At 63.4% G+C, this 21,969-nt stretch carries 19 protein-coding genes; 11 read left to right on the top strand and 8 right to left on the bottom strand.

Annotation, left to right across the window (positions count from 1 at the left end):
- The first annotated feature begins 28 nt into the window (after positions 1-28).
- Positions 29-2,398 (top strand): DNA polymerase II, encoded by a 2,370-nt coding sequence (locus AB3X95_RS14695; RefSeq protein ID WP_368621685.1) that lies wholly within the window; start codon positions 29-31, stop codon positions 2,396-2,398.
- Positions 2,399-2,805: 407 nt separating this feature from the next.
- Complete coding sequence (locus AB3X95_RS14690) at positions 2,806-3,177, top strand: BON domain-containing protein (protein ID WP_176120261.1); 372 nt, start codon at positions 2,806-2,808, stop codon at positions 3,175-3,177.
- A gap of 248 nt (positions 3,178-3,425) precedes the next feature.
- Here the strand turns inward: AB3X95_RS14690 and AB3X95_RS14685 are convergent, their stop codons facing one another.
- On the bottom strand, positions 3,426-5,762 hold the full coding sequence (locus tag AB3X95_RS14685) for a heavy metal translocating P-type ATPase (protein ID WP_368621684.1): 2,337 nt from the start codon (positions 5,760-5,762) through the stop codon (positions 3,426-3,428).
- Between the two features lie 447 nt (positions 5,763-6,209).
- On the opposite strand from AB3X95_RS14685, the gene AB3X95_RS14680 reads away from it, so the two are divergent.
- A complete protein-coding gene (locus AB3X95_RS14680) occupies positions 6,210-6,524 on the top strand; it encodes a plastocyanin/azurin family copper-binding protein (protein WP_368621683.1) in 315 nt (104 codons plus the stop codon).
- 102 nt (positions 6,525-6,626) lie between these two features.
- Here the strand turns inward: AB3X95_RS14680 and AB3X95_RS14675 are convergent, their stop codons facing one another.
- The 4 genes from AB3X95_RS14675 to AB3X95_RS14660 form a co-directional block, all read right to left on the bottom strand.
- Positions 6,627-8,117 carry an MFS transporter gene (locus AB3X95_RS14675; RefSeq protein WP_368621682.1) on the bottom strand — a complete coding sequence of 497 codons (1,491 nt, stop codon included), beginning with the start codon at positions 8,115-8,117 and terminating at the stop codon, positions 6,627-6,629.
- Between the two features lie 134 nt (positions 8,118-8,251).
- Positions 8,252-10,207 (bottom strand): aconitase family protein, encoded by a 1,956-nt coding sequence (locus tag AB3X95_RS14670; protein ID WP_368621681.1) that lies wholly within the window; start codon positions 10,205-10,207, stop codon positions 8,252-8,254.
- A gap of 132 nt (positions 10,208-10,339) precedes the next feature.
- A complete protein-coding gene (locus AB3X95_RS14665; protein ID WP_368621680.1) occupies positions 10,340-11,242 on the bottom strand; it encodes a LysR family transcriptional regulator in 903 nt (300 codons plus the stop codon).
- Positions 11,243-11,346: 104 nt separating this feature from the next.
- Positions 11,347-12,075, bottom strand: a complete 729-nt coding sequence (locus tag AB3X95_RS14660) for a 2OG-Fe(II) oxygenase (RefSeq protein ID WP_368621679.1) — start codon at positions 12,073-12,075, stop codon at positions 11,347-11,349.
- Positions 12,076-12,288: 213 nt separating this feature from the next.
- On the opposite strand from AB3X95_RS14660, the gene AB3X95_RS14655 reads away from it, so the two are divergent.
- Positions 12,289-12,936 carry a DsbA family oxidoreductase gene (locus AB3X95_RS14655; RefSeq protein ID WP_368621678.1) on the top strand — a complete coding sequence of 216 codons (648 nt, stop codon included), beginning with the start codon at positions 12,289-12,291 and terminating at the stop codon, positions 12,934-12,936.
- A 29-nt stretch (positions 12,937-12,965) separates the two neighbouring features.
- Positions 12,966-13,448, top strand: a complete 483-nt coding sequence (locus AB3X95_RS14650) for a CPBP family glutamic-type intramembrane protease (RefSeq protein WP_255214983.1) — start codon at positions 12,966-12,968, stop codon at positions 13,446-13,448.
- Positions 13,449-13,500: 52 nt separating this feature from the next.
- On the opposite strand, the gene AB3X95_RS14645 is transcribed toward AB3X95_RS14650, so the two are convergent.
- Positions 13,501-13,821 carry a pyrimidine/purine nucleoside phosphorylase gene (locus AB3X95_RS14645; RefSeq protein WP_008917257.1) on the bottom strand — a complete coding sequence of 107 codons (321 nt, stop codon included), beginning with the start codon at positions 13,819-13,821 and terminating at the stop codon, positions 13,501-13,503.
- A 196-nt stretch (positions 13,822-14,017) separates the two neighbouring features.
- On the opposite strand from AB3X95_RS14645, the gene AB3X95_RS14640 reads away from it, so the two are divergent.
- Both AB3X95_RS14640 and AB3X95_RS14635 read left to right on the top strand, forming a co-directional pair.
- Positions 14,018-14,593, top strand: coding sequence for a cysteine hydrolase family protein (locus AB3X95_RS14640; protein ID WP_368621677.1), 576 nt, complete (start codon positions 14,018-14,020; stop codon positions 14,591-14,593).
- Between the two features lie 41 nt (positions 14,594-14,634).
- On the top strand, positions 14,635-15,021 hold the full coding sequence (locus tag AB3X95_RS14635; protein ID WP_176120253.1) for a BON domain-containing protein: 387 nt from the start codon (positions 14,635-14,637) through the stop codon (positions 15,019-15,021).
- 101 nt (positions 15,022-15,122) lie between these two features.
- On the opposite strand, the gene AB3X95_RS14630 is transcribed toward AB3X95_RS14635, so the two are convergent.
- Complete coding sequence (locus AB3X95_RS14630; RefSeq protein ID WP_368621676.1) at positions 15,123-15,905, bottom strand: hypothetical protein; 783 nt, start codon at positions 15,903-15,905, stop codon at positions 15,123-15,125.
- A 521-nt stretch (positions 15,906-16,426) separates the two neighbouring features.
- On the opposite strand from AB3X95_RS14630, the gene AB3X95_RS14625 reads away from it, so the two are divergent.
- From AB3X95_RS14625 to AB3X95_RS14610, 4 genes are all read left to right on the top strand, one after another.
- Positions 16,427-17,548, top strand: a complete 1,122-nt coding sequence (locus tag AB3X95_RS14625) for an L-dopachrome tautomerase-related protein (protein ID WP_368621675.1) — start codon at positions 16,427-16,429, stop codon at positions 17,546-17,548.
- A gap of 175 nt (positions 17,549-17,723) precedes the next feature.
- Positions 17,724-18,929, top strand: coding sequence for a paraquat-inducible protein A (locus AB3X95_RS14620; protein ID WP_176120250.1), 1,206 nt, complete (start codon positions 17,724-17,726; stop codon positions 18,927-18,929).
- On the top strand, positions 18,926-20,221 hold the full coding sequence (locus AB3X95_RS14615; RefSeq protein ID WP_176106496.1) for an MlaD family protein: 1,296 nt from the start codon (positions 18,926-18,928) through the stop codon (positions 20,219-20,221). Before AB3X95_RS14620 ends, AB3X95_RS14615 begins: the two co-directional genes overlap by 4 nt.
- Positions 20,218-20,853 (top strand): membrane integrity-associated transporter subunit PqiC, encoded by a 636-nt coding sequence (locus AB3X95_RS14610; protein ID WP_368621674.1) that lies wholly within the window; start codon positions 20,218-20,220, stop codon positions 20,851-20,853. The genes AB3X95_RS14615 and AB3X95_RS14610 overlap by 4 nt, the downstream gene beginning before the upstream one ends.
- Before the next feature lie 30 nt (positions 20,854-20,883).
- Here the strand turns inward: AB3X95_RS14610 and AB3X95_RS14605 are convergent, their stop codons facing one another.
- Positions 20,884-21,876: a GNAT family N-acetyltransferase gene (locus AB3X95_RS14605; RefSeq protein ID WP_368621673.1), complete on the bottom strand. Its 993-nt coding sequence runs from the start codon at positions 21,874-21,876 to the stop codon at positions 20,884-20,886.
- Positions 21,877-21,969 lie beyond the last annotated feature (93 nt).

Below are 21,969 nucleotides of genomic sequence, written 5' to 3'. Positions count from 1 at the left end.
GCAATTGCGCCGCGTAAAAGGTGGAAGTTTGACTGAGTTCGAGCAGGGTTTCATTTTGACCCGGCATTGGCGGGACACGCCCGCCGGCACGGAAATCGAGTTCTGGCTGGCGACGAACAGCGGGCCGCGCCACATCCGTCTGCGCCCTCAGCCGTCCGTTGCCTTCATTCCGGCCGAACATCGCGAACGCGCCGAAACGATCCTGCGCCGCGACGCGCCGCTCGATCTGCGTCCGCTCGAATTGCACGACTTCCAGCATCGGCCGGTCAGCGGGCTTTACTGTGCGCAATACCGGCAATTGAAGGGCTTCGAAAAGCGCCTCCGAGAAGGCGGCGTCGATGTCTACGAGGCCGATATCCAGCCGCCCGAGCGCTACATGATGGAGCGCTTCATCACCGCGCCGGTGTGGTTCAGCGGCGTGCCGCGGAACCAGGGCCCCTGGCTCGATGGCGAGCTCAAACCGGCCAACGGATATCGTCCGCCGTTGAAGCTCGTATCGCTCGACATCGAAACGAGCGCACATGCCGAGCTTTATTCGATCGCGCTCGAAGGCTGCGGCGAGCGGCAGGTGTATATGCTTGGGCCGCCCAATGGCAACCCCGCCGCCCCCCTAGACTTCAAGCTCGAATATTGCGAAACCCGCGCGCAACTGCTCGAAAAGCTGATCGAGTGGATGGAGCGGCACGATCCCGATGCGATCATCGGCTGGAACCTGGTGCAGTTCGATCTGAAGGTGCTGCAACAGCATGCCGAGCAGTATCGCGTGCCGCTGCGCATCGGCCGCGGCGGCGCGGTGATGGAGTGGCGCGAACATGGCGTGACACGCAATCATTTTTTCGCGGGTGTGGCGGGCCGTTGGGTCATCGACGGCATCGAGGCATTGCGTTCGGCAACGTGGAGCTTTCCGTCGTTCAGCCTCGAATACGTGTCGCGTTCGGTGCTGGGCGAAGGCAAGGCAATCGACAACCCGTATCAGCGCATGGACGAAATCCAGCGCCGCTTCGACGAAGACAAGCCCGCGCTCGCGCGCTACAACCTGAAGGACTGCGAGCTCGTCACGCGCATCTTCGCGAAGACCGAGCTGCTGCCGTTCCTGCTCGAACGCGCAACCGTGACCGGCCTGCCCGCCGATCGCAGCGGCGGCTCGGTCGCGGCATTCACGCATCTGTACATGCCGCGCATGCATCGGCAGGGCTATGTCGCGCCGAATCTCGGCGACGTGGCCGGCGCCGCGAGCCCCGGCGGCTTCGTGATGGATTCGCGGCCCGGCCTCTACGACTCGGTGCTCGTGCTCGACTACAAGAGCCTGTACCCGTCGATCATTCGCACGTTTCTGATCGACCCGCTCGGCCTCGTCGAAGGCATGCTGCATCCCGACGACGCGCACTCGGTGCCGGGCTTTCTCGGCGCGCGCTTCTCACGCACGCGTCACTGCCTGCCGTCGATCGTCGCGCAGGTCTGGCAGGCACGCGAAGCGGCCAAGCGCGAGCACAACAAGCCGCTGTCGCAGGCGCTGAAGATCATCATGAACGCGTTCTACGGCGTGCTCGGCTCGACCGGCTGCCGCTTCTTCGATCCGCGGCTGGCGTCGTCGATCACGATGCGCGGCCACGAGATCATGCATACGACGCGCGAGCTGATCGAGGCGCAAGGCTACGAAGTGATCTACGGCGACACCGACTCGACCTTCGTCTGGCTCAGGCACGCGCACGACGAGGAAGACGCCGCGCGCATCGGCCGCGCGCTCGTCGAACATATCAACGCGGCGTGGCGGCAGAAGCTGCAGGCGCGCTTCGGTATCGACAGTGCGTTGGAACTGCAATTCGAGCGGCACTACCGGCGCTTTTTCATGCCGACGGTGCGCGGTGCCGAGGAAGGCAGCAAGAAACGCTACGCAGGCCTTACGGTATTGCCTGACGGGCGCGAGGACGTGGTCTACAAAGGTCTCGAAACCGTGCGCACCGATTGGACGCCGCTTGCGCAGCAGTTTCAGCAGGAACTGTATCGGCGCATCTTCAAGCAGCAGCCGTATCAGGATTACGTGCGCGACTACGTGCGCGATACGCTCGCGGGCCGGCTCGACGATCAGCTGGTTTATCGCAAGCAGCTGCGCAGACCGATCGACGCCTACGAGCGCAACGTGCCGCCTCATGTGCGCGCGGCACGCGTCGCCGATGAGTTCAATCGCCAGCAGGGACGTCCGCTGCAATATCAGAACGGCGGCTGGATCAGCTACGTGATTACGGTGGCCGGCCCCGAGCCGCTCGAAACGCTGTGCTCGGCGATCGACTACGAGCACTATGTGACGCGGCAATTACAGCCGGTCGCCGACGCGATTCTGCCGTTGCTGCGCGACGATTTCACGACGCTGATGTCGGGACAGAAACAGTTGTTCTGATGGTGGCGGCGAGCGTGCGGCCGCGGCCATGGACGAATTGCCTACTTCACCACGGACAGCGGCCGAGCCTCTTCATCGGAAGGCGTTTCGTGCCGGAATTGTAACTGTGACGCCACCTCCGGAATGGCTAAATATGTCAATCAGGCATTGGTAATCCATGATTGAAGGCGGAAAAAAACTAATCCTTAGTTTTGATTTGTAATCCTATCAGCGGAATTAGAGCGCCATCGTAATTTGAAGTATTCCAAATCGTCGCTTGTCCGCGCAATTGGCCGGATTTGCATTGTTTCTTGACCTAACCCTTTATTGTCCTATAGTGCCATTTGATCCGCCCCGGAAATTATGGTGGCGTTGTGCGATATACCGGAGTCTGTAGCCCAACGATCTGCAACGACAGGAGAAGATGCATGAAAGCAATCCAAGCCGTCAGACTGGTCAGTACCGCCCTTCTGATTTCGGGTTCGATTCACGCCTATGCGCAGGCGAGCAACGCTAACGCCCCTGAGTCTGCACCGACCACGACGCCTGAAGCCCGATCGCATTACAAGTCGATGAAAGCAGCGAACCGGGCGCTACAACGTCAGGTTCGAAATGCGCTGGTGAAAGATAGGAGCATCTCGACGGCCAATATTACGGTTCGCGCCCGCGATGGTGCTGTCACGCTGCAAGGCAGCGTACCGCTCCAGGCACAGAGCGACCGGGCAACCGAGGTGGCGAAAGGGGTACCCGGCGTAACTTCGGTCAAGAACGCGCTGTCGATCCGTCCGGTCGGGACCTGAAGCGGCCCTGGACCGCACCTTGCAGGAAGACCGACGGTCTGACTGCGCATTCCATCGATCGTATAAGCCAACGCGGCACATGGCGGCGGGCCGGCTCAAAAGCCGGCCGTCGCCATGTCGTATCTGCCCGGGTTCGAGCCCTTTCGTCTTCAGCCCCCGTCAACCCGATCGCCAGCATCACGATCAGCCTCGCGCCCGGACTTTTGAGTGTTGCGGCGCAACAAGCCTGGTCTTTGGCAGACGAAGCATCAAATCTCGACCTTCCGGAGGCGCAATGCGTTCGCGACCACCGATGCGGAACTGAGGCTCATCGCTAATGCGGCGACCATGGGCGACAGCAACATACCCGTCGGGGCGTACAGTACCCCCGCGGCCAGGGGAACGCCGAACGCGTTGTAGACGAAGGCAAAGCCGAGGTTTTGCTTCATGTTCCGGATGGTTGCCTCGGACAATCGCCGCGCGCGAGCAATGCCGCGCAGGTCGCCCTTCACCAGGGTAACCTGAGCGCTGCTCATGGCGACATCCGTACCTGTTCCCATCGCAATGCCCACATCGGCCTTGGCGAGTGCCGGCGCATCATTGATTCCGTCGCCGGCCATCGCGACGACCTTGCCGTCCTGTTGGAGCTTCGACACCATGGCCAGCTTGTCGGCGGGCTTTACCTCCCCATGGAATTCCTCGATGCCCAGTTTGGCGGCCACGGCCATCGCCGTCGCAACGCCGTCGCCTGTGGCCATCACGACCTGGATGCCTTCTTCCTTAAGCCTGGCAACCGCTTCCGGCGTGGTCGCCTTCACTGGATCTGATAACGCGAGAATCCCTGCGAGCTCTCCGTCAACGGCCAGATACATTACGCTGGCGCCCTCGGCGCGTAACGCGTCACCGTCGCTGGCCAGAGCGGCGGTTTCAATCCCCTCCGCTTGCATCAATGCCGTGTTGCCAAGGGCGAGTTTCCTGCCTCCAACAATGCCTCGCACCCCAATGCCGCTTCCGGACTCGAATTGCTCCGCCTTCTCGAGTGCAAGGCCTCGCCGACGAGCCGCCTCGACGATAGTTGCCGCAAGAGGATGCTCGCTGCCCTGGTCCAGGCTTGCCGCCAACCGGAGCACTTCGTCTTCCGCGAAACCGTCTGTGCCGATACCGCGCTCGAACGTCGGTCGCCCCTCAGTCAGGGTGCCAGTCTTGTCAACGATTAGCGTATCGACTTTGCGCAGATGCTCGATCGCCTCAGCATCGCGAAACAGGACACCGTTCGATGCGCCTTTGCCACTCGCCACCATGACGGACATTGGGGTTGCAAGTCCAAGAGCGCACGGACAAGCAATGATGAGGACGGCCACCGCGTTGACAAGACCATACACCCAGCTCGGCTCAGGGCCGAAGAAGCCCCAGACGAAGAACGTGAGTAGTGAAATACCAATCACCGCCAGGACAAAGACTCCCGCAACCTTGTCGGCCATCCTCTGCATCGGTGCCCTGGAGCGTTGTGCCTGCGCGACCATCTGAACGATTTGGGACAGAACCGTTTGAGAGCCGACTTTCTCTGATTTGATGACGAGGCTGCCCGAGGTGTTCATCGTGGCGCCGATGACGTGGTCGCCCACACGCCTGGTCACTGGAATCGGCTCGCCGGTAATCATCGACTCATCCAGCGCGCTCGAACCTTCGGTCACAACGCCGTCGACCGGCACCTTTTCGCCAGGCCTGACTCGCAGCATGTCGCCAACCTGTACGTGGACGAGTGGCACATCTTCCTCGCTGCCGTCCTGGTTGATACGTCGGGCCGTCTTCGGTGCCAGGCCGAGGAGCGACTTGATAGCAGCCGAAGTCTGCGAGCGCGCTTTCAATTCCAGTAGCTGTCCGACCAGCGTCAACGAGATGATGACCGCCGCAGCTTCGAAGTACACCCCGATTCGCCCGTGGGCCGTGAAGGTTGCCGGAAAGAGATCAGGCGCAACCGTTGCGATGACGCTGTAGAGATAGGCTGCGCCCGTACCCAGTCCAATCAACGTCCACATGTTCGGGCTGCGATTGATGAATGACTGCACGCAGCGCTGAAAGAACGGCAGGCCAGCCCAGAGAACAACGGGAGTGGAGAGAACCAATTCCACCCAACTCTGGGTAGACGCTTCCATCCAGCCAAAGAGATGCCCAAACATGGCCAAAAAGAACACTACCGCTGTCAGTGGCAACGTCCACCAGAAGCGATGGCGGAAGTCAACGAGTTCAGGATTCTCTTGCTCGTCCAACCCTGGAATGACGGGCTCCAGAGCCATGCCGCACTTTGGGCAATTGCCCGGGTGGTCCTGGCGAATTTCGGGGTGCATCGGGCAGGTGTAAATAGTGCCTTCTGGGGCGGCTGCCACTTTCACGGGTGCGGGCGCAACGTACTTCTGAGGCTCAGCCTGAAACTTACTCCGGCACGACTCACTGCAAAAGAAGTACTGGACTCCATCGTGTTCGCTGTGGAATCGCGATGCTCCTGTAATCGTCATGCCGCACACCGGATCCTTCAATTGCGTCGCAGTGTCGTGATCATGGGAACATTGGTGCGAGTCCGCGTCCTTACTGCCCTGGTCGCTCATTTTCAATCCTCCAATTCTTACGTCGCACCGTGCATTGAGAATAAGGGAACGGATTTTATGATAGTCCCGTACACCAGTTTGCGCACCCGCCGCGCGCGTGCTCGCCGCCGAATTGGCACCTGAACGCGCGGGCCTGGATGTTCGTGTCGCGCGATTCAGTCGATCGATCCGAGCGCGATCATCACGGCGGATCCGTCAACCCGGCTCGTGCATGTCCAAACCTCCGCGCCGCAAGAACAGATCGGTTCCGCGCTGCGCGAGGCGGGCTTCCCTCCGCGTGCGGGCAAGCCGGAAAGGTGGATTCGATGATGTTCGAGTCAACGCTTGCCGCTGCCGGTCTGTTGCTTGCCCTGGTGACTTCCACTGCTGGCCCACGGAAATGATGAAGCCTTATCCGTCGGCAAACCTGCCCACGCGAAGGACGCTACGCGCACGATCACCGTCACGATGCTCGACTCCATGCGCTTCGAGCCGCCGACGATCGCTGTGAAGAAAGACGAGACGATCCGCTTCGTTGTCAGGAACGCCGGCAACGTGCGTCACGAGATGACGCTGGGCTCGAAACAGGAACTGAAGGAGCACGCCGACATGATGCGTGCGATGCCGGACATGATGGATCACGACGCCAATAGCGTGACGGTCGAACCCGGGCAAACCGGTGATCTGACGTGGCGATTTTCCCACGCTGGCGTCGTCGATTTTGCCTGCCTGCAACCCGGGCATTTCGAGGCGGGGATGAAGGGGACGGTCACCGTCAAGTGACGCAACCGGCGGAAAGAGCGTCGTCTGAAAAGCGGAAGTATCCGGTGCGGTCGCTCGGCTATGCCGCTGAGCGACCCTGTGCTGAGAGATGTTCTTGCCCCTCTATCTCGAGATTTTTTCCAGCTCAAGCCCTTTTGTACGCGGTCCCATCAAACCGATCGCCAGCATCACGATCAACATCGCACCCGCGATGAACACGAACACGCCGGTCGTCCCGAAGTAGCGCAACACAGCCGCGATCAGAAAGGCCGTGAAAATCGCGGAAAAACGGCTCCACGAGTAGACGAAGCCGACCGCGCGCGCCCGGATGCTGGTCGGAAACAGTTCCGTCTGATACGCGTGATAACTGTACGAAATGATGTTGCCGGCCAGTGTCAGGCACACCCCCAAGCTCACCAGCAGCACCGCACCCGATGCTTGACTGAACCACAACCCGCACACGATATTGACGCCGGCCATCACGACGATCACCGTCTTGCGCTCGAAGCGATCGCCGATAAAGAGCCCGATGACCGGACCGGTCGGCGCAGCCAACGCGATCACGCTCGAATACATCAGGCTCGTCGTGATCGTGATGCCCTGCTTGATCAGCAGCGTCGGCACCCAGTTCGCGAAGCCATAGAAACCGACCGTCTGGAAGACATTGAAGATCGTCATCATCAGCGTGCGGCTGCGGTACGGCGGCACCCACATGTCGCGGAAGCTGCCGCGCGGTGCGATCGCCACCGGCGGCGCCGGCGGCGGCAACTCGCGGCCGTATTCGTGGCGTACCTTCGCCTCGAGCGCGTTCATCACGCGGTCGGCTTCGGCGAGACGTCCTTGCTGCGCGAGCCAACGCGGGCTTTCCGGCAACGCGCGGCGAATCCACCAGACGAATAGCGCGCCGTGCGCGCCGATCAGCACGACCCAGCGCCAGCCGTCCAGACCGAACAGCGTGCGCGGCACCAGCAGAAACGACAGAAACGCAACCACCGGCACCGCCGTGAAGCCGACCGCCTGCTCGCACGCGAACGCGCGGCCGCGAATCTGCTTGGGCACCAGCTCGGAGATGTAAGTGCCGATCGTCACCAGCTCGACGCCGATGCCGACGCCGGCGACGAAGCGCCAGAAATTGAGGCCCGCCGCGGTCTCCTGGAAAGCCATCACCACGTTCGCCGCGGTATACCAAAGCAGCGACCAGGTGAACACCGCGCGCCGCCCGAAGCGATCCGCGAGGAAACCGCACGCGATGGTGCCGATAAACAGGCCGCTAAACAGCGCGGCGATGAAACTCGCGACGCCGGTCGAGCCGAACAGGCCGCGCGTGGTCGCGCTCAGCAGGCCGCTTTTCACGAGGCCCGGCGCGACATAGCCGGAGTACAGCAGATCGTAGAGTTCGAAGAAGAAGCCGAGGCTCAGCAGTACCACGAGCTTCCAGATGGAGCGCGTGGCGGGCAAGCGGTCGAGGCGCGCCAAAATGCTGCCGGCATCGAGCGCTGCATGGCCCGCCGCCTGAGCGGCAGTGCTGCGGGCGGCGCTGCGGGCCGCGTCGGTGGAGTGCGCCGCGGTGCCGCCGCTGGGCGCGACGGACCCCGCGTGATCGGGGGATGCCATGTTGTCTGTCTCCTTCTGTTGCGACTGCTTTTGCGGCAACGCTGATCGCTCGCCGCGGCCGGTCCGATGCCGGCCTTGCGTTTGGTCGCGCATCGCACGCGCCACGATGCCCCGGCCGGAGTTGGGCCAGCATTCTAGCCGTGCGCGTGCTGCAATTGTTCGAACGTGGTGATTTTCCCGGCCAGCGCGCTCGCCGCGACCGTATACGGGCTCGCGAGCCACACGTCGCCCGGGCCCGAACGGCCGGGGAAATTACGGTTGATCGCGCTGATCGTCACATCGTTCGCGTTGGCCGATTGTCCCGGTCCGCAGTTCGCACACGAGCCGCAGCCAGGCATCACGAGCGTCACGCCCGCTCGCTCGAACACCGGCAGGTAGCCCTGCTCCTCGCAATACGCGCGCACCGCCATCGTGCCGAATTGCAGATACAGACGCGTGCGCTCGGGCACGCGCAGGCCGTGCTCGACGCCCCAGCGCAGCACCTCGTGATAGAAATCGAAGTCCTCGCGCTTGCCCGCGGTGCACGAGCCGCCGTACGCGATATCGATCGCGACGTCCTGTTCGAGCCGCGGCGCCGGCACGCCGTTGCCGGGGTCGCCCGGCCGCGCGAGCATCGGTTCGATCGCGTTCGCATCGATATGGATCGTGTCGCGATAGGTCGCGCCGGCATCGCTTTTCATCCAGTCTTCCAGCACGAAATCGACGCCGCGCCGCTCCTTCAGGAACGCGACCGTGCGCTCGTCCGGCTCGACGATGCCGGTGAAGCCGCCGAGCTCCGCGACCATGTTGGTCAGCGTCGCGCGCTCGTCGATCGACATCGCGCGCACCGCCGCGCCGCCGTATTCGAATACGAGGCCGATCGCGCCGCCCGAGCGGATCGCGTCCATCCGCAGCAGATGCAGCACGACGTCCTTCGCGGTCACGCCGTCGCGCAACCGGCCGTCGATTTCGATGCGCAGCGTCTCCGGCACCTTGCAGCGCACGTAGCCGTTGACCCAGCTATTGGCGATTTCGGTCGCGCCCGCGCCGAACGCGAGGCAGCCGAGCGCGCCCGAATGCGGCGTGTGCGAATCGGTGCCGCACGCGACCTGCCCCGGCAGCGCGTATTGCTCGGCCATCAACGCATGACAGATGCCCTCGGAGCCGGGCACGCCATCGAGCGCGCCGTGCGAGCGCACCGGGTAGTCGCGCGAAAACGACGCATGGCCTTGCATCAGATTCGCGACGCCCGGCAGCAGACCGTCGCGCACGTGCGGGATGCTCTGCGGCGCGAGCACCAGATGATCCTGGAACGCGATGATGTGATCGGGCGCATGCAGCGGCGCGGGCTTGCCGAACGCGCGATGCATCAGATGCGCGCACATGCCGGTGAAATAGTCGTGGCTGAAGCGCCAGTCGGCTGCGATGAACACGCCGTCGCCGCGCTGCGCGCTGGCGGTGCCGGGGTGCAGATGACGGTCGATGATTTTCTCGACCAGCGTTTTCGGCTCGGCGCACGGCGCGTCGTTCGGGGCAGCGCTCGCACGCTCGCCCGGCGCGGGCCAGTCCGCGAACTTGCTATACGCGAGCAAGCCGCCGCTGCGGATAATCTGCTGGGTGAGCGCGTCGCGGCCCTTCAGGAATTCGTCGATCGGCACCGCTTCGCCCGCTAGCAGGCGATCCAGCACGGAAAAATCCGTCGTGGTCAGAATGCCGATGTTGTCGCAGTTCTGCTGATAGATACGCTCGAAGCTTTCGGCAACGATAAGTCGAATACCTGCGGACAATTCCGCGAGCGGGCTCGATTCGCGCGACGAGCCCTTGCCGTAGCGCCTGCCCGCCACCGTCACGCGAAAGCCGCCGTCCTTCACCGCATTGCGGCCGATCGGCAGAAGTTCGCCCGCCTTGAAGCCGACGTACGGGTACCGCCCAAGGCGCTCGTCATAGGTGAGCATCACGGTGACCGGTGTGATCTCGTCGGTGGACACGTTGTCGCGCAACGGCCCCGCCGTCTCGCGCGTGAAGTTTTCGCCGGCCAGTTGCGCCTCGATCACGGCCGGGTCTTGCGACAGGTACAGCACGCGGCCGTCCAAACGAATCGTATCGCTCATCGCTGCATTCTCCTTGCGCCCACTATACGGCGCGCAAGGCCGATGCCGAAGTGCCGGTGCGGCAACGCTGCCGTCTCGTTTCGCGAATGCTCGACTGTGGAGCCGCGGCGCGGCGTGCGTGTGAGGGATTGTCTAAGGCTGATTGCCGAGGAACGACACCAGCGCGGCCGCGCTCGCGCTCAACTGCTCCCGCGCCTTGAAGATGATGATCAGATGACGCTCCGCCCACGCATCGGCAAGCGGCAGCAGCCGCACGTCGAGCGTGTTCACGTAGAGCAGCCCGACTGGCTCGGGCACGATCGCGATGCCGAGCCCCGCATGCACCATCCGGCACAGCGCATCGAGACTGCTCACGCGCATCCGCACGTCGAGCTGCCGCCCCGCGCTCGCCGCCTGCTGCGCGAGCAGGCGCGTGAGCGCGCTTTCGCTGCGCAAGCCGACGAAGCTGTCGTGCAACAGATCGTCGAAGCTCACCCGTGCGGCGCTAGCGAGCCGATGCCCGCCCGGCACGAGCACCGCGAGCCGGTCCTGCCGGTACGGCACCTGCTCGAACGCCTCGCTGCCCGCGACCGGATTGCAGATGCCGAAGTCCGCGCCATGTTCGTCGACGATACGCAGCACGTCCGCGCTGTTTTCTTCTTCGAGTTCGATCGATACATCCGGGAACGCGCGGCCGAACGCGGCGACGTCTTCGGGCAGAAACTGCACGATCGACGACAGATTCGCGACCACCCTTACGCGCCCTTTGACACCCGTCGAAAAGCGCGACAACTCCGCGCTCATCTGCTCGATATTGCCAATGATCGCGAGCGCGTAGCGCAGCACGGTCTCGCCGACCGGCGTCACGGTAATGCCGCGCGACTGCCGCTGAATCACCGGCAGGCCGATCAGCGCCTCGATCTCGGCGATGCGCCGGCTCACCGCCGACGACGCGATGAACTCGCGCTCCGCCGCGCGCGCGATATTGCGCTCCTGGCAAACGGCGACGAACAGACGCAGCGAAGTGAGATCGAGTTTCTTGAGCAGGTTTTCCATGGGACGAGGTGACGGGTCTTACGACAATGGCGGCGGATCGCTGGAATCGTGGACCTTATCGTCTCACGGGGCACAGTGTTGCGCCATTGCGCCGGCCTCGAACCTCACAGCGCATCATGAAAGATGATGCCGACCGTATGCCGATGCCCCGAACGCAGGCGGCTCACGCCATGCCGCAGATTCACGCGATACGGCCCGCGCGTGCCCTGCACCGGCCGGCTGTTCACGGTGAACACGACCGCGTCGCCCTTCGCGAGCGGCACGACTTCGGCGCGCGACTGCATGCGCGGACGCTGCTCGGTCATCACGAACTCGCCGCCCGTGAAGTCGCGCCCCGGCTCCGACAGCAGCACCGCGACCTGTAGCGGGAACACGTGTTCGCCGTACAAATCCTGATGCAGGCAGTTGTAATCGCCCTCGCCGTATTGCAGGATCAGCGGCGTCGGGCGCACCTGGCCGGCGTCATGGCAGCGTCGAATGAATTCCGCATGCTTCGGCGGATAGCGCACGTCGATGCCCATCGCCCTATTCCAGCGGTTCGCGACCGGCACGAGGTGCGGATACAGCGCACCGCGCAAGCCGTCGACGGGCGGCGGCAGCGGATATGCGAAGTACTTGTATTCGCCGCGGCCGAAGCCGTGGCGCGCCATTACGATGCGGCTGCGAAACAGCGCATCGCGTGGATAAAGCGCGCTCAGCGCGTCGCATTCGTGCGGAGTCAACAGTTGCGGCACGGCGGCGCAGCCGTACTGATCCAGATCGTGTTCGATCCGCGGCCAGTCGAGGGCGTCGACGCGTTGGTCGATCGTTTGGGTAGGAGCGATTGCGTTCATCGTCGATGAGTGCGCGGCGGGGCTCGTTACCCGCGCCGTGAAAGTAGATAGCTCGATGAGCTTAGTGTACGAGCGTGGCGGCGGGAAAACACTCCGGGTCTTGCGGTCAAATTCGGCGGCACTGCACGGGTGCACGATTCACGCTACGCTGTCGGTATCGTTGCAGCCGCATTCGCACGGCCGCAACACGATTCTTTATCTCCAGGGACAACCATGAAACAGCAGCTCACCATCGATTTTGTTTCCGACATCGCCTGCCCGTGGTGCGCGATCGGCCTGTCGTCGCTGCAGCTCGCGCTCGCGCGGCTTCAGGACAAGATCGATGCGCGCATCATCGTGCATCCGTTCGAACTGAATCCGCAGATGGGACCGGACGGCGAAGATATCGTCGAGTATCTCGGCAAGAAATACGGCCGCACGGCCGCGCAGATCGCCGAAACGCAAGCGATGATCCGCGAACGCGGCGCGAGCGTCGGCTTCGATTTCGGTCCGCGCACCCGTACCTACAACACGTTCGATGCGCACCGCCTGCTGCATTGGGCCGGCCTGAAGGGCCAACAGTTGCCGCTGAAGCTCGCGCTATTGCGCGCGTATCACGCCGACGGCAAGAATCCGAGCAATCATGACGTGCTGGTCGAGGCGGCACAGTCGGTCGGACTCGACGCCAGTGAAGCGCGCGAAGTGCTGACGAGCGGCGCGTATGCCACTGAAGTGCGAGAAGCGGAAAAGAACAATCAGGAAATGGGCATTCAATCGGTGCCGTCGATCATTTTCAACCGCCGCTATCTGGTGACGGGCGGCCAACCGGTCGAGCAATTCGTGCAGGTGATCGAGGAGATTCTGGCAAAAGAGACGGCCTGAGATCCTGCCAATTGCGAATGGAGCCCACATTGCACGCGCTGACGGCTTTAACAAAAAGAAACTGGAACGAGGTGCCCCGATGGGGGCTGATAATCGGCGGCGCGGCAATCATGTTTTTCGGGCAGATCGCGCTGGTATTCGCTCAATACGCGCTGTGGGGCGCGCCGGCGCCGCATAAAATCCCGCTCGCCGATAAACCGATCCTGGTTCAGCTGTTCTTTATCGTCATCCTGATGCCGTTGCTGGAGACGATCGTCGGACAATGGCTGCCCATTCGGCTCATTAACGGCGTTTTTCGTTTGTCGTGGCGGGTTGCCGCGGTGGGGTCGATTGCGTTGTTCACGCTGATGCACGGTTACGTCGATCGTGCGGTCGTTTCGATTCTATTGGGTGCGGTGGTGCTGGCGGCGGTGTTCATCGTCGAAGCGCAGCGTAAGGGACGGCCCGTTCTGTGCACCTGGCTCACGCATGCACTCGCGAATGCTTGCGTGTTGTCGCTTCAACACATTTGAGCAGGGATGGCTCGGGCCCATTGCCCAAGCCATCACGCGCGCCTAAAACCGTTTACAGATAGCTGCAAACGTAGTCGAGCGTTTCGACCACATCGATATCGAAGCGGCTCTTGCCCGGCACCGAGAACGATTCGCCCGCGCCATAGGTCTTCCACTCGTCGCTGCCGTCGAGACGGATACGGCACTTGCCCGCCTGCACTTCCATCAGTTCAGGCGCGTCGGTGCCGAAGTTGAGCGTGCCGGGCAGGATCACCCCGAGCGTCTTGCGCGTGCCGTCGGCGAACAGCACGGTGTGCGACACGCACTTGCCGTCGAAGTACACATTGGCTCGTTTGACAACAGAAACCTGGTCGAATTGCGTTGCAGCCGTCATGGCGGTCTTCCTCTGGTTCATCGTGAATGGATGCGTTGCGGCCGGCTGGGGGCGGCAGACGGCGCGCGGTCCGCGCAAGCCGCCCGCGCGGGGCTCCGGTCCGGGCGCGAGCCCGCCATCATACAGGCTATTGATGGCGCCAATACGGTAAAGTCTGCCACAAGCATATCGACACCTACACCGACTCATTCGACCCATGCGCTCTTCCGCTCCTTCCGCCGGCGCCGTACTGCTGCTGATCGATCTGCAACGCGCGATCGATCATCCGAGTTGGGGCGAACGCAACAATCCCGCAGCCGAGAAGCAGGTGAGCCGCCTGCTCGCGCATTGGCGCAGCCGGAGTTGGCCGGTGTGGCATGTGCGGCACGACTCGACGGAGCCTGGGTCGCACTATCGGCCGGGTCAGCCGGGACACGAATTCAAGGCGTCGAACGTGCCGTTGCCCGGCGAGCCGGTGATCGCGAAACGCACCAACAACGCGTTCATCGGCACCGGATTGGAAGACCGCCTGCGCGCCGCCGGCCACACGACCCTGGTCGTGGCGAGTGTCATCACCAACAACTCGGTCGAGGCCACGGTGCGGATGGCCGGCAATCTCGGCTTCGATACCTATCTCGTGGCCGACGGCTGTTTCACTTTTGCACGGGCCGACTGGAACGGAACGCCGCGCAGTGCCGACGACGTCCATGCGATGTCGCTGGCGAATCTCGATCAAGAGTACTGCACGGTCGTCACCACGGACGCGCTATTGGACAACCGGCAACCGCATTAGCCGGAACCCATATACGGCCAATTTCCGGTACAGGAGGAGATGTGAGTAAAGTCAGCGTGAACAGCATAATGGGCGCAATTGCCGCGGCAGCGATTGCGATCGGCACTGCGACCTGTGCGAATGCACAAACCGGTGGCGGCATGCCGAACGATGCTTCCGCGCAAAGCCAATCCATCGCGGCGTCGCCGGCTCGCAACAGGCCCGATAGCGAACTCGCGCGCGACGTGCGGCGCGCTCTCGCACGCACACCGAACCTGCATGCGACGGCGATTCACGTGCAAGCCCGCCGCGGTATCGTGACGCTGACCGGTTGGGTGCCGCAGCGCGCCCAGGTGCAACGCGCGGGCAGCGTCGCGAGATCGGTGCGCGGAGTCCGGCAGGTGATCAACCATCTGAATGTGCGCACCCGAGGAGCCAGCGGTCACTAGCACAAAGCGAATAAAAGAAAGTACTCAGCCCGGCACGAATGCGCCGGGCCGAGTACTTTGTATCGACCATTCAATCGATGCGCGAGTATTCGCGGCAATACTCAACGCCACATACGATAGCCATACACCGGCGGCGCGCGATACGCATAAACGCGCGGCTGCGCCCAATAGACCGGCGGATGATAAACCTGATAAGCGACTGGCGCGACCGGTTGAATCACCGTTTCCACGACCTGCGGCATTTCTTCGTATTGCGCCTGCGGATAAACCGGCACGTACTGCACGGGTGGCTGCGGATAGTCCTGCCGCACATACACCGGCTGGTTGTCGTAGACCGGTTGCATCTGCGCGTAGGCCGGCGCCTGCTGGTATTGCATTGGCGGCGGCGCGTATTGCGGCTGCTGGTAGACCTGCTGATATTGCTGTTGCGGCGGCGGCGGTTGCGGCACCTGACGCTGCGCGTACTGGACCGGCTGCGGCTTCTGAGGCTGCGGCGGAATGCTCGTGTACTTCGAGTTGTCGTCTTCGGGGACGCCCGGCGGCAGCGGCGGCACGTCGACCCGCGCGACGTCGGTCTTCGCGGGTTGCCGCTGACCATGATTGTGCGAATCGATCATTGCCTCGTAGTCGGCCTGATCCTGCTTGCCGCGATTGATATAACCGTTGCGATATGCGCGGGCCACGTCAGACATCTTCGCATTCGGATCTTCTTTCATGCCGTCCGCATTGACCTTGTACTCGTTCGGACTGAGCGAGCCGGCCGGCACCGCATCGTCGGACGCATACGCCGCTTCGGGTCCGTCGGCCCACGCTGGATAACACTGCAGCGTTAGCACCGAAGCGACCGTCGTCACCCCGAGCCCCCAAAGCGCACTTGTTCTCATGATCCACCTCGCGGCCGATTAAGAGTGTATTGAAAGCCGAATTTTTTACTTGCAGGCGTGGCTATTTCTCTGCGCGTGCAATTGTTATTTTCTAGCACATTCCTTTGACGCCGGCATTATTTTTTCTTTGCAAATGAGCGGTGTAGCGCACCACTGACACGGCGGGTCCCAATGCGAGGCAGGACAAACCCTGAGAGTCAAAGTTGCCGAAATGGACGGCCTGCTACGGCGACTCCGCATGCTGCCGCGAAGCAATTCTTTTTGCCATGAATCACGTGGCACCTACACGGCCTTTTAACGCGCCAGCCGGCATCGAGCACTGCGCGACAACTCGGCTTTCCCTATTGCGCGACCTGCCGTTCTCTGCTCGCGCGAAACTCAAACAATATGCATAAAGAACGATCCGCAAATTCAAGTTGAATACCTTCCGAAAGATTCGCGGATTACGATCTACTTTATCGTTGCACGCGGCATTCGCTTTGCTGAGTACGGACGATTCCACTCTGCCCCGGAGGCCGCCCATGAAAGACTCCGTCACGCCACCCGCCGCGGATCGGGTTCCGCTGACCGCCGCGCCTGCATCGAGCACCGGTGACGAGGGCTCGCGGCCGCATCTGCGCGAGATTGCGTCGTTCGGGCATCAGGTGACCGGGGTGGCCGTCGCCGCGGACGGACGCATCTTCGTCAACTTCCCGCGCTGGACAGAAGACGCGCCGATCTCCGTCGGCGTACTCACGCCCGATGGCGACGTTCGTCCTTACCCCGACGATCGCTGGAACGGCTGGCGCAATGCCAGGCGTGACGAGTTGAACCCGCAGGATCGCTGGGTCTGCGTGCAGGCAATGCTGTGCGATTCGCAAAACAACCTGTGGGTGCTCGACCCCGGCGCGCCGGCCCAGTCCTTCGTCGTGCCGGGCGCCCCCAAACTGGTCCGCATCGATCTTGCGACCGATAGCGTCGTCGGCTGCATCGCATTCACGCTCGATGTCGCGCCGCAGGGCAGTTATCTGAATGACGTGCGCATCAGTCCCGACGGCCGGTTCGCCTACATCACGGACTCCGGAACACGCGGCGCGATCGTGGTGGTCGATCTCGGCACCGGTCAAGCGCGCCGCGTGCTCGACGGGCATCCATCGACGCAAATGGACCCGAGCGTCACCGTGCATGCAGGCGGCGCACCATTGCGGCGTCCCGATGGACGCGGCGTCGAATTTTCGGCCGACGGCATCGCGCTGACTCGCGATGGACTGTATCTGTACTGGCAGGCCTTGAAGGGCAAAACGCTTTACCGCGTGCCCACCGAAGCGCTTCGCGATACCGCACTGGCCGCCGACGAAGTCGGCAACCGCGTCGAGAAAGTGCTCGAGCATCGCCCCGCCGACGGGCTGCATATCGACCGCGCGGGACGCCTGCTGATTACCGCGGTGGAGGAACACGCGGTGAAGGTATGGGACGGCACGACCTTGACGACGCTGCTGCACGAGCGCGGCCTGCGCTGGCCGGATACGTTCGCCGAAGGGCCGGACGGCACGATCTACCTGACCGATTCGCGCATTCCCGAGATGAACTGGTTCAAGCCGGGCCATCCGGACGCGCTGCCTTCGAGGTTGCTGATCATCGCCGACGCCGCTCCCTCAGCGTAGCCGGACGCCAAACCGGGCACGCGCAATGCTAGTGGAGGAAATGGAGCTGGCGCGTGCCAGCGCGCCTGCCGTGCATTCACGCGCCAACTGGCGCCGGGGGTCGAGGGATGATCGGCGAAACCTCATTCGCAACGCACTGCCCGCCTGAAATCGGACAGCCGATGGAGAACGTCGCATGACGATCGGCTGCCCCGAATGCGGCGCGCTCGAAGACATCCCGCCGCTCGCCGCACATACCTACGCGCGTTGCCGCGCCTGTCACTTTCCGCTCGAACGGCGTAACGGCCGAAGCCAGACCGCGGCGCTCGCCTGCGCGAGCGCAACCTTCGTGCTGCTGTTTCCGGCCAATCTCGCGCCGCTGATGTACGTGCACATGCTCGGCGCGGAGCACTCGTCAGTGCTGTCGTCGGGCATCGTGCAGATGTGGAACGACGGCTGGTTCATTCTCGCGGTACTGCTCGGCACCTTCGGCATCGTGCTGCCATTCGTACGCTTTGGCGGCCTCGTGGCCGTCCTCGTCGCGCTACGGCTGGGCTGGCGTAGCAGGGCAATCGGCGCGCTGTTTCGCTGGACCACCTCGCTCGATATCTGGGCCATGCCCGACGTCTATCTGGTCGGCTGCTTCGTCGGTTACGCGCGCGTGACGCAGAATCTGACCGGCACGATCGCCCCAGGCGGCTACTGTTTCATCGCCGCGGCGCTATTGTCGATGCTCACGCGCGCGGCGCTCGATCGAAGAACCGTGTGGCGCGCGATTGCCACGGACAACGAGTTGCCGGAACACGAAGCGCCGCTGTCCTGCACGGTTTGCGATCTGGTCGTGCCGATGTCGCAGGAGGGGCGTCCCTGCCCTCGTTGCGCGCTGACGTTGCGCGCTCGCAAAACCGACGCCGTCGTGCGCGCGGCCGCGCTGTCGCTCGCCGCGCTCGTACTGACGATCCCGGCCAACGTCTTTCCGATGACCAGTTCGATGCAACTCGGACACATCGAGTCAACCAGGATCATCGACGGCGTCTACCAGCTGTTCCACGTGGGCCTGTGGCCGCTCGGCATCCTGATCATCTGCACGAGCATCGTCATTCCGGTGGCGAAGATCGTCGGCATGGGCTGGTTCATCGTCTCCGTGCGGCGCCGTTCGCGCCGACATCTGCGGGTCAAGGCGCATCTGTACCGCCTGATCGACGAACTCGGACGTTGGTCGTTCGTCGACGTGTTCACGATCGCCGCGTTCGTGCCGCTGATCCAGTTCGACGGCATCGCGTCGGCCAGACCGGCCATCGGCGCCACCGCGTTCGCGCTGGTCGTGTTCCTGACGATGGCCGCTTCGCGCGCATTCGACCCGCGTCTGATGTGGGACGTCCACCCGCGGAGCAAGCGATGAGCGGCACGCGTCCCCGTCGTTCGCAAGCGCAGGTGCGGCGCAGCCCGTGGCCCGGCTGGATCTGGGCGGTGCCGATCGCAGCCTTCGCGATGGCCGGATGGCTCGGCGTTCGCGCGCTGACGCATCAGGACGAGACGGTCACGGTCACCTTCGACAACGCATACGGCATGAAGCCCGACGATACGATCGTCACGCTGCGCGGCGTGAAGGTCGGCGCCGTCTCGGAGATCACGCTCGCGCCCGATGGCCAGCACGTGCAAGCCGAGCTCAAGATAGATCGCGCCGAAAAAAAGTATCTGCGCAGCGAGACGAAGTTTTTTCTGCGCGGAGCCCACGTGGACCTCAACGACCCAGCGTCGCTCAAAGGCATGCTGTCCGGCCCCGAGATCGTGATGGAGCCCGGACCCGGTAAACCGGCGTCGCGGTTCGACGGAGTCGATCGCCGCCCAGCGCTCGCACCGGGACACGGCCCGGTCGTCACTTACCTGGTGCGCTTCGACGGTGCGGTGGGCGACCTGAAGAGTGGTGCCGACGTGCAATTGCGCGGCTTCGACGTGGGCACCGTCACCAGCGTGCGCCTGAACTACGACGCACGCACGGGCGCGCTGAGCACCCCGGTGCAGATCGCGCTGAACCCGTCGCAGCTCGGCATCGTCGGCGCACCTCCGCCGGCCAACGGCGACTGGCGCCCGCTCGTCGACGGCATGCTCGGCCGTCTCGTCGCCACGGGCTTGCGCGCGCGCTTGTCGCAGGATCCGCCGGTCGTCGGCGCGGACAAGATCACCCTCGACTTCGTGCAAGGCGCGCCGGTCGCGACGCTCGCCAGCGAGGACGGCCTGCCCGTCATTCCGAGTGTCGCCGCCGCGAATCTCGACACGACGATGGCGAAGGCCAACGAGGTGATCCAGAAAATCGACGATCTTCCGATCCGGCAAACCGGCGAACAGGTGCGCAGTATCGCCGCGCATATCAACGCGCTCAGTTCCTCGCCGCAAATCAAGGACAGCCTGACGCACATCGATCACTCCGTCGCGCAGATCGATCACACATTGCAGCAGGTCTCGCCGCAGATCGGTCCGCTCGTCGCGCAACTGCGCGACACAGCGAACGCGGCGGATCGCACCGTTGCCGCGGCGAACCGTACGCTAGGCGGCGATGCGTCGAGCCAGAACGACCTGCCTGCCGCGATGCAGGAGCTAACGGACACCGCGCGCTCGATTCGGGCACTGGCCGACTATCTGGACCGCCATCCCGAGGCGCTGATCCATGGCAGGCAGCAGGAGATTCAATGATGACGAGGTCCACGCTTCGCATCGGACGCGCCGTCGGGGCATCGCTCACGACGAGCGTCTGGACGGCGGCGCTTGTCGTCTGCGTCGCCGCGATGACGCTCGCCGGATGCGGGCACAGCATGCCGACGCGCTATGTGACGTTGAACCCGATGCCCGCCGACGCGCCGCCAGCCACGGCGCCGATGCCGCCGATTCAACTGACCGCCGTGCACATTCCCGCGGTGCTCGATCGGCTCGAAGTCGTCACGCTGGCTTCGCAGAACCGTCTCACGATCGACGATACCGACCGGTGGGGCGCACCGCTCGCTCAAATGATGCGCAAAACGCTTGCCGAGGACTTGCTCACGCGGCTGCCCGCCGGGTCGTTCGTCGTGCCGGATGCGCCCCCGCCACCAGGCACGCGCAGGCTGGTCGTCACCGTGTTGAATGCGACGGCCAAGGCGAGCGGCACGCTGACTTTGCAGGCGGAATGGACCCTGTTGAACGGGCATTCGGATCAGGCGCCGCTGCGGCAGCAAGTGACGCTCGATTCTGCGATCGACGGACACGATGCGCTCGCGCAGGCGGCCGCGTTGAGTCGCATTCTCGCCGACCTGGCCGACCGGATCGCGGCGTCGGTCGTCGCGCATTGACCGAAGGGTTCGAGCTCGCTGCTGCGTCGATCACGCGGTGCCGCTACCGCCCTGCTTTGCGGAAAACCGGTTGAAACGCTGCTCGACGACGCGTGTTCCCCATTGCTCCCCTTCCGATTCGTCGCTCAGCCGAAAGCCGAACGACTCGTACAGATGACGGGCCGCGTCGAGCCCCTGGAAAGTCCATAAATAGGTTTCGTCAAAGCGCTCGTCGACGAAACGCATCGCATGCGCCAGCAATTGCCGCCCGATCCCGGAGCCGCGCAAGCAATCGTCGACGATGAACCAGCGCAAATGCGCGACACGGGTGCCGCCATCCCCATCGATCACGACAGACGCGAGCGTGCGGCCGTTTTCGACGTAAAGCCAAAGCCCTTGCCCTTCTGCCGGCAATGCGCCCGCGAACTCCGCCAGTTCCGTCGCGACCTTCTTTTCGAAGAATGCGCCGAAACCCCAGTGCTGCGCGTAATAGCGCCCATGCAGACTCGCGATATCGCCGATACAGCCGGGTTGGTAGCCTTCCACGATTCCCGCGGACGCCGCTTCCGTCGCAGGAAGCTTGCTGACCTCGCCATGCGCGAGGGCGTCCGCATAAAGCGCGAGAGAACGGACCAGCGCCTGCTGGTCGGCGGGAACCATGCGCCGCAGCGCGCCGGACACGCGATCGGTCGCGAACCGGTCGATCTTCTTGCGCAGCTTCTGACCTTCGGCCGTCAGGTACAACTCGGAAGAACGGGCATCGTCGGCGCAGACCGTACGCTCGACCAGTCCGCTCGCTTCGAGCTTTGCGATCTGCCGGCTCGTATTCGATTTGTCGAGCCGCAGGATGGTCGCGAGATCTTTGGCGCTGATGCCCGGCGACATGCCGATCTCGATTACCGCATGCACGGCCGAGGGCGCCAGGTCGCTGTCGGCGAGCGTCGTACGCATGAATCCGAGTTCGCGAACCAGGCGGCGGGAAAACTCGCGCAGTTCGAGAATCGTCGTGTCGCGAGGCTTGGCGGGGGCTTCGATCAGATCCATGATGGCGCTCACATATCAGTTGCGTTGCGCAATCAATATAGTTGCGAGCCCGCAACTTAAGCAAACGCTAAGTTGCAATCGGAAGCGTTGCAA

The sequence above is a fragment of the Paraburkholderia sp. BR13444 genome (assembly GCF_040948755.1).
Lineage (GTDB): Bacteria > Pseudomonadota > Gammaproteobacteria > Burkholderiales > Burkholderiaceae > Paraburkholderia > Paraburkholderia youngii.
The sequence above is the reverse complement of the archived record's forward strand: the minus strand, read 5'-3'. Positions and strand labels throughout refer to the sequence as shown.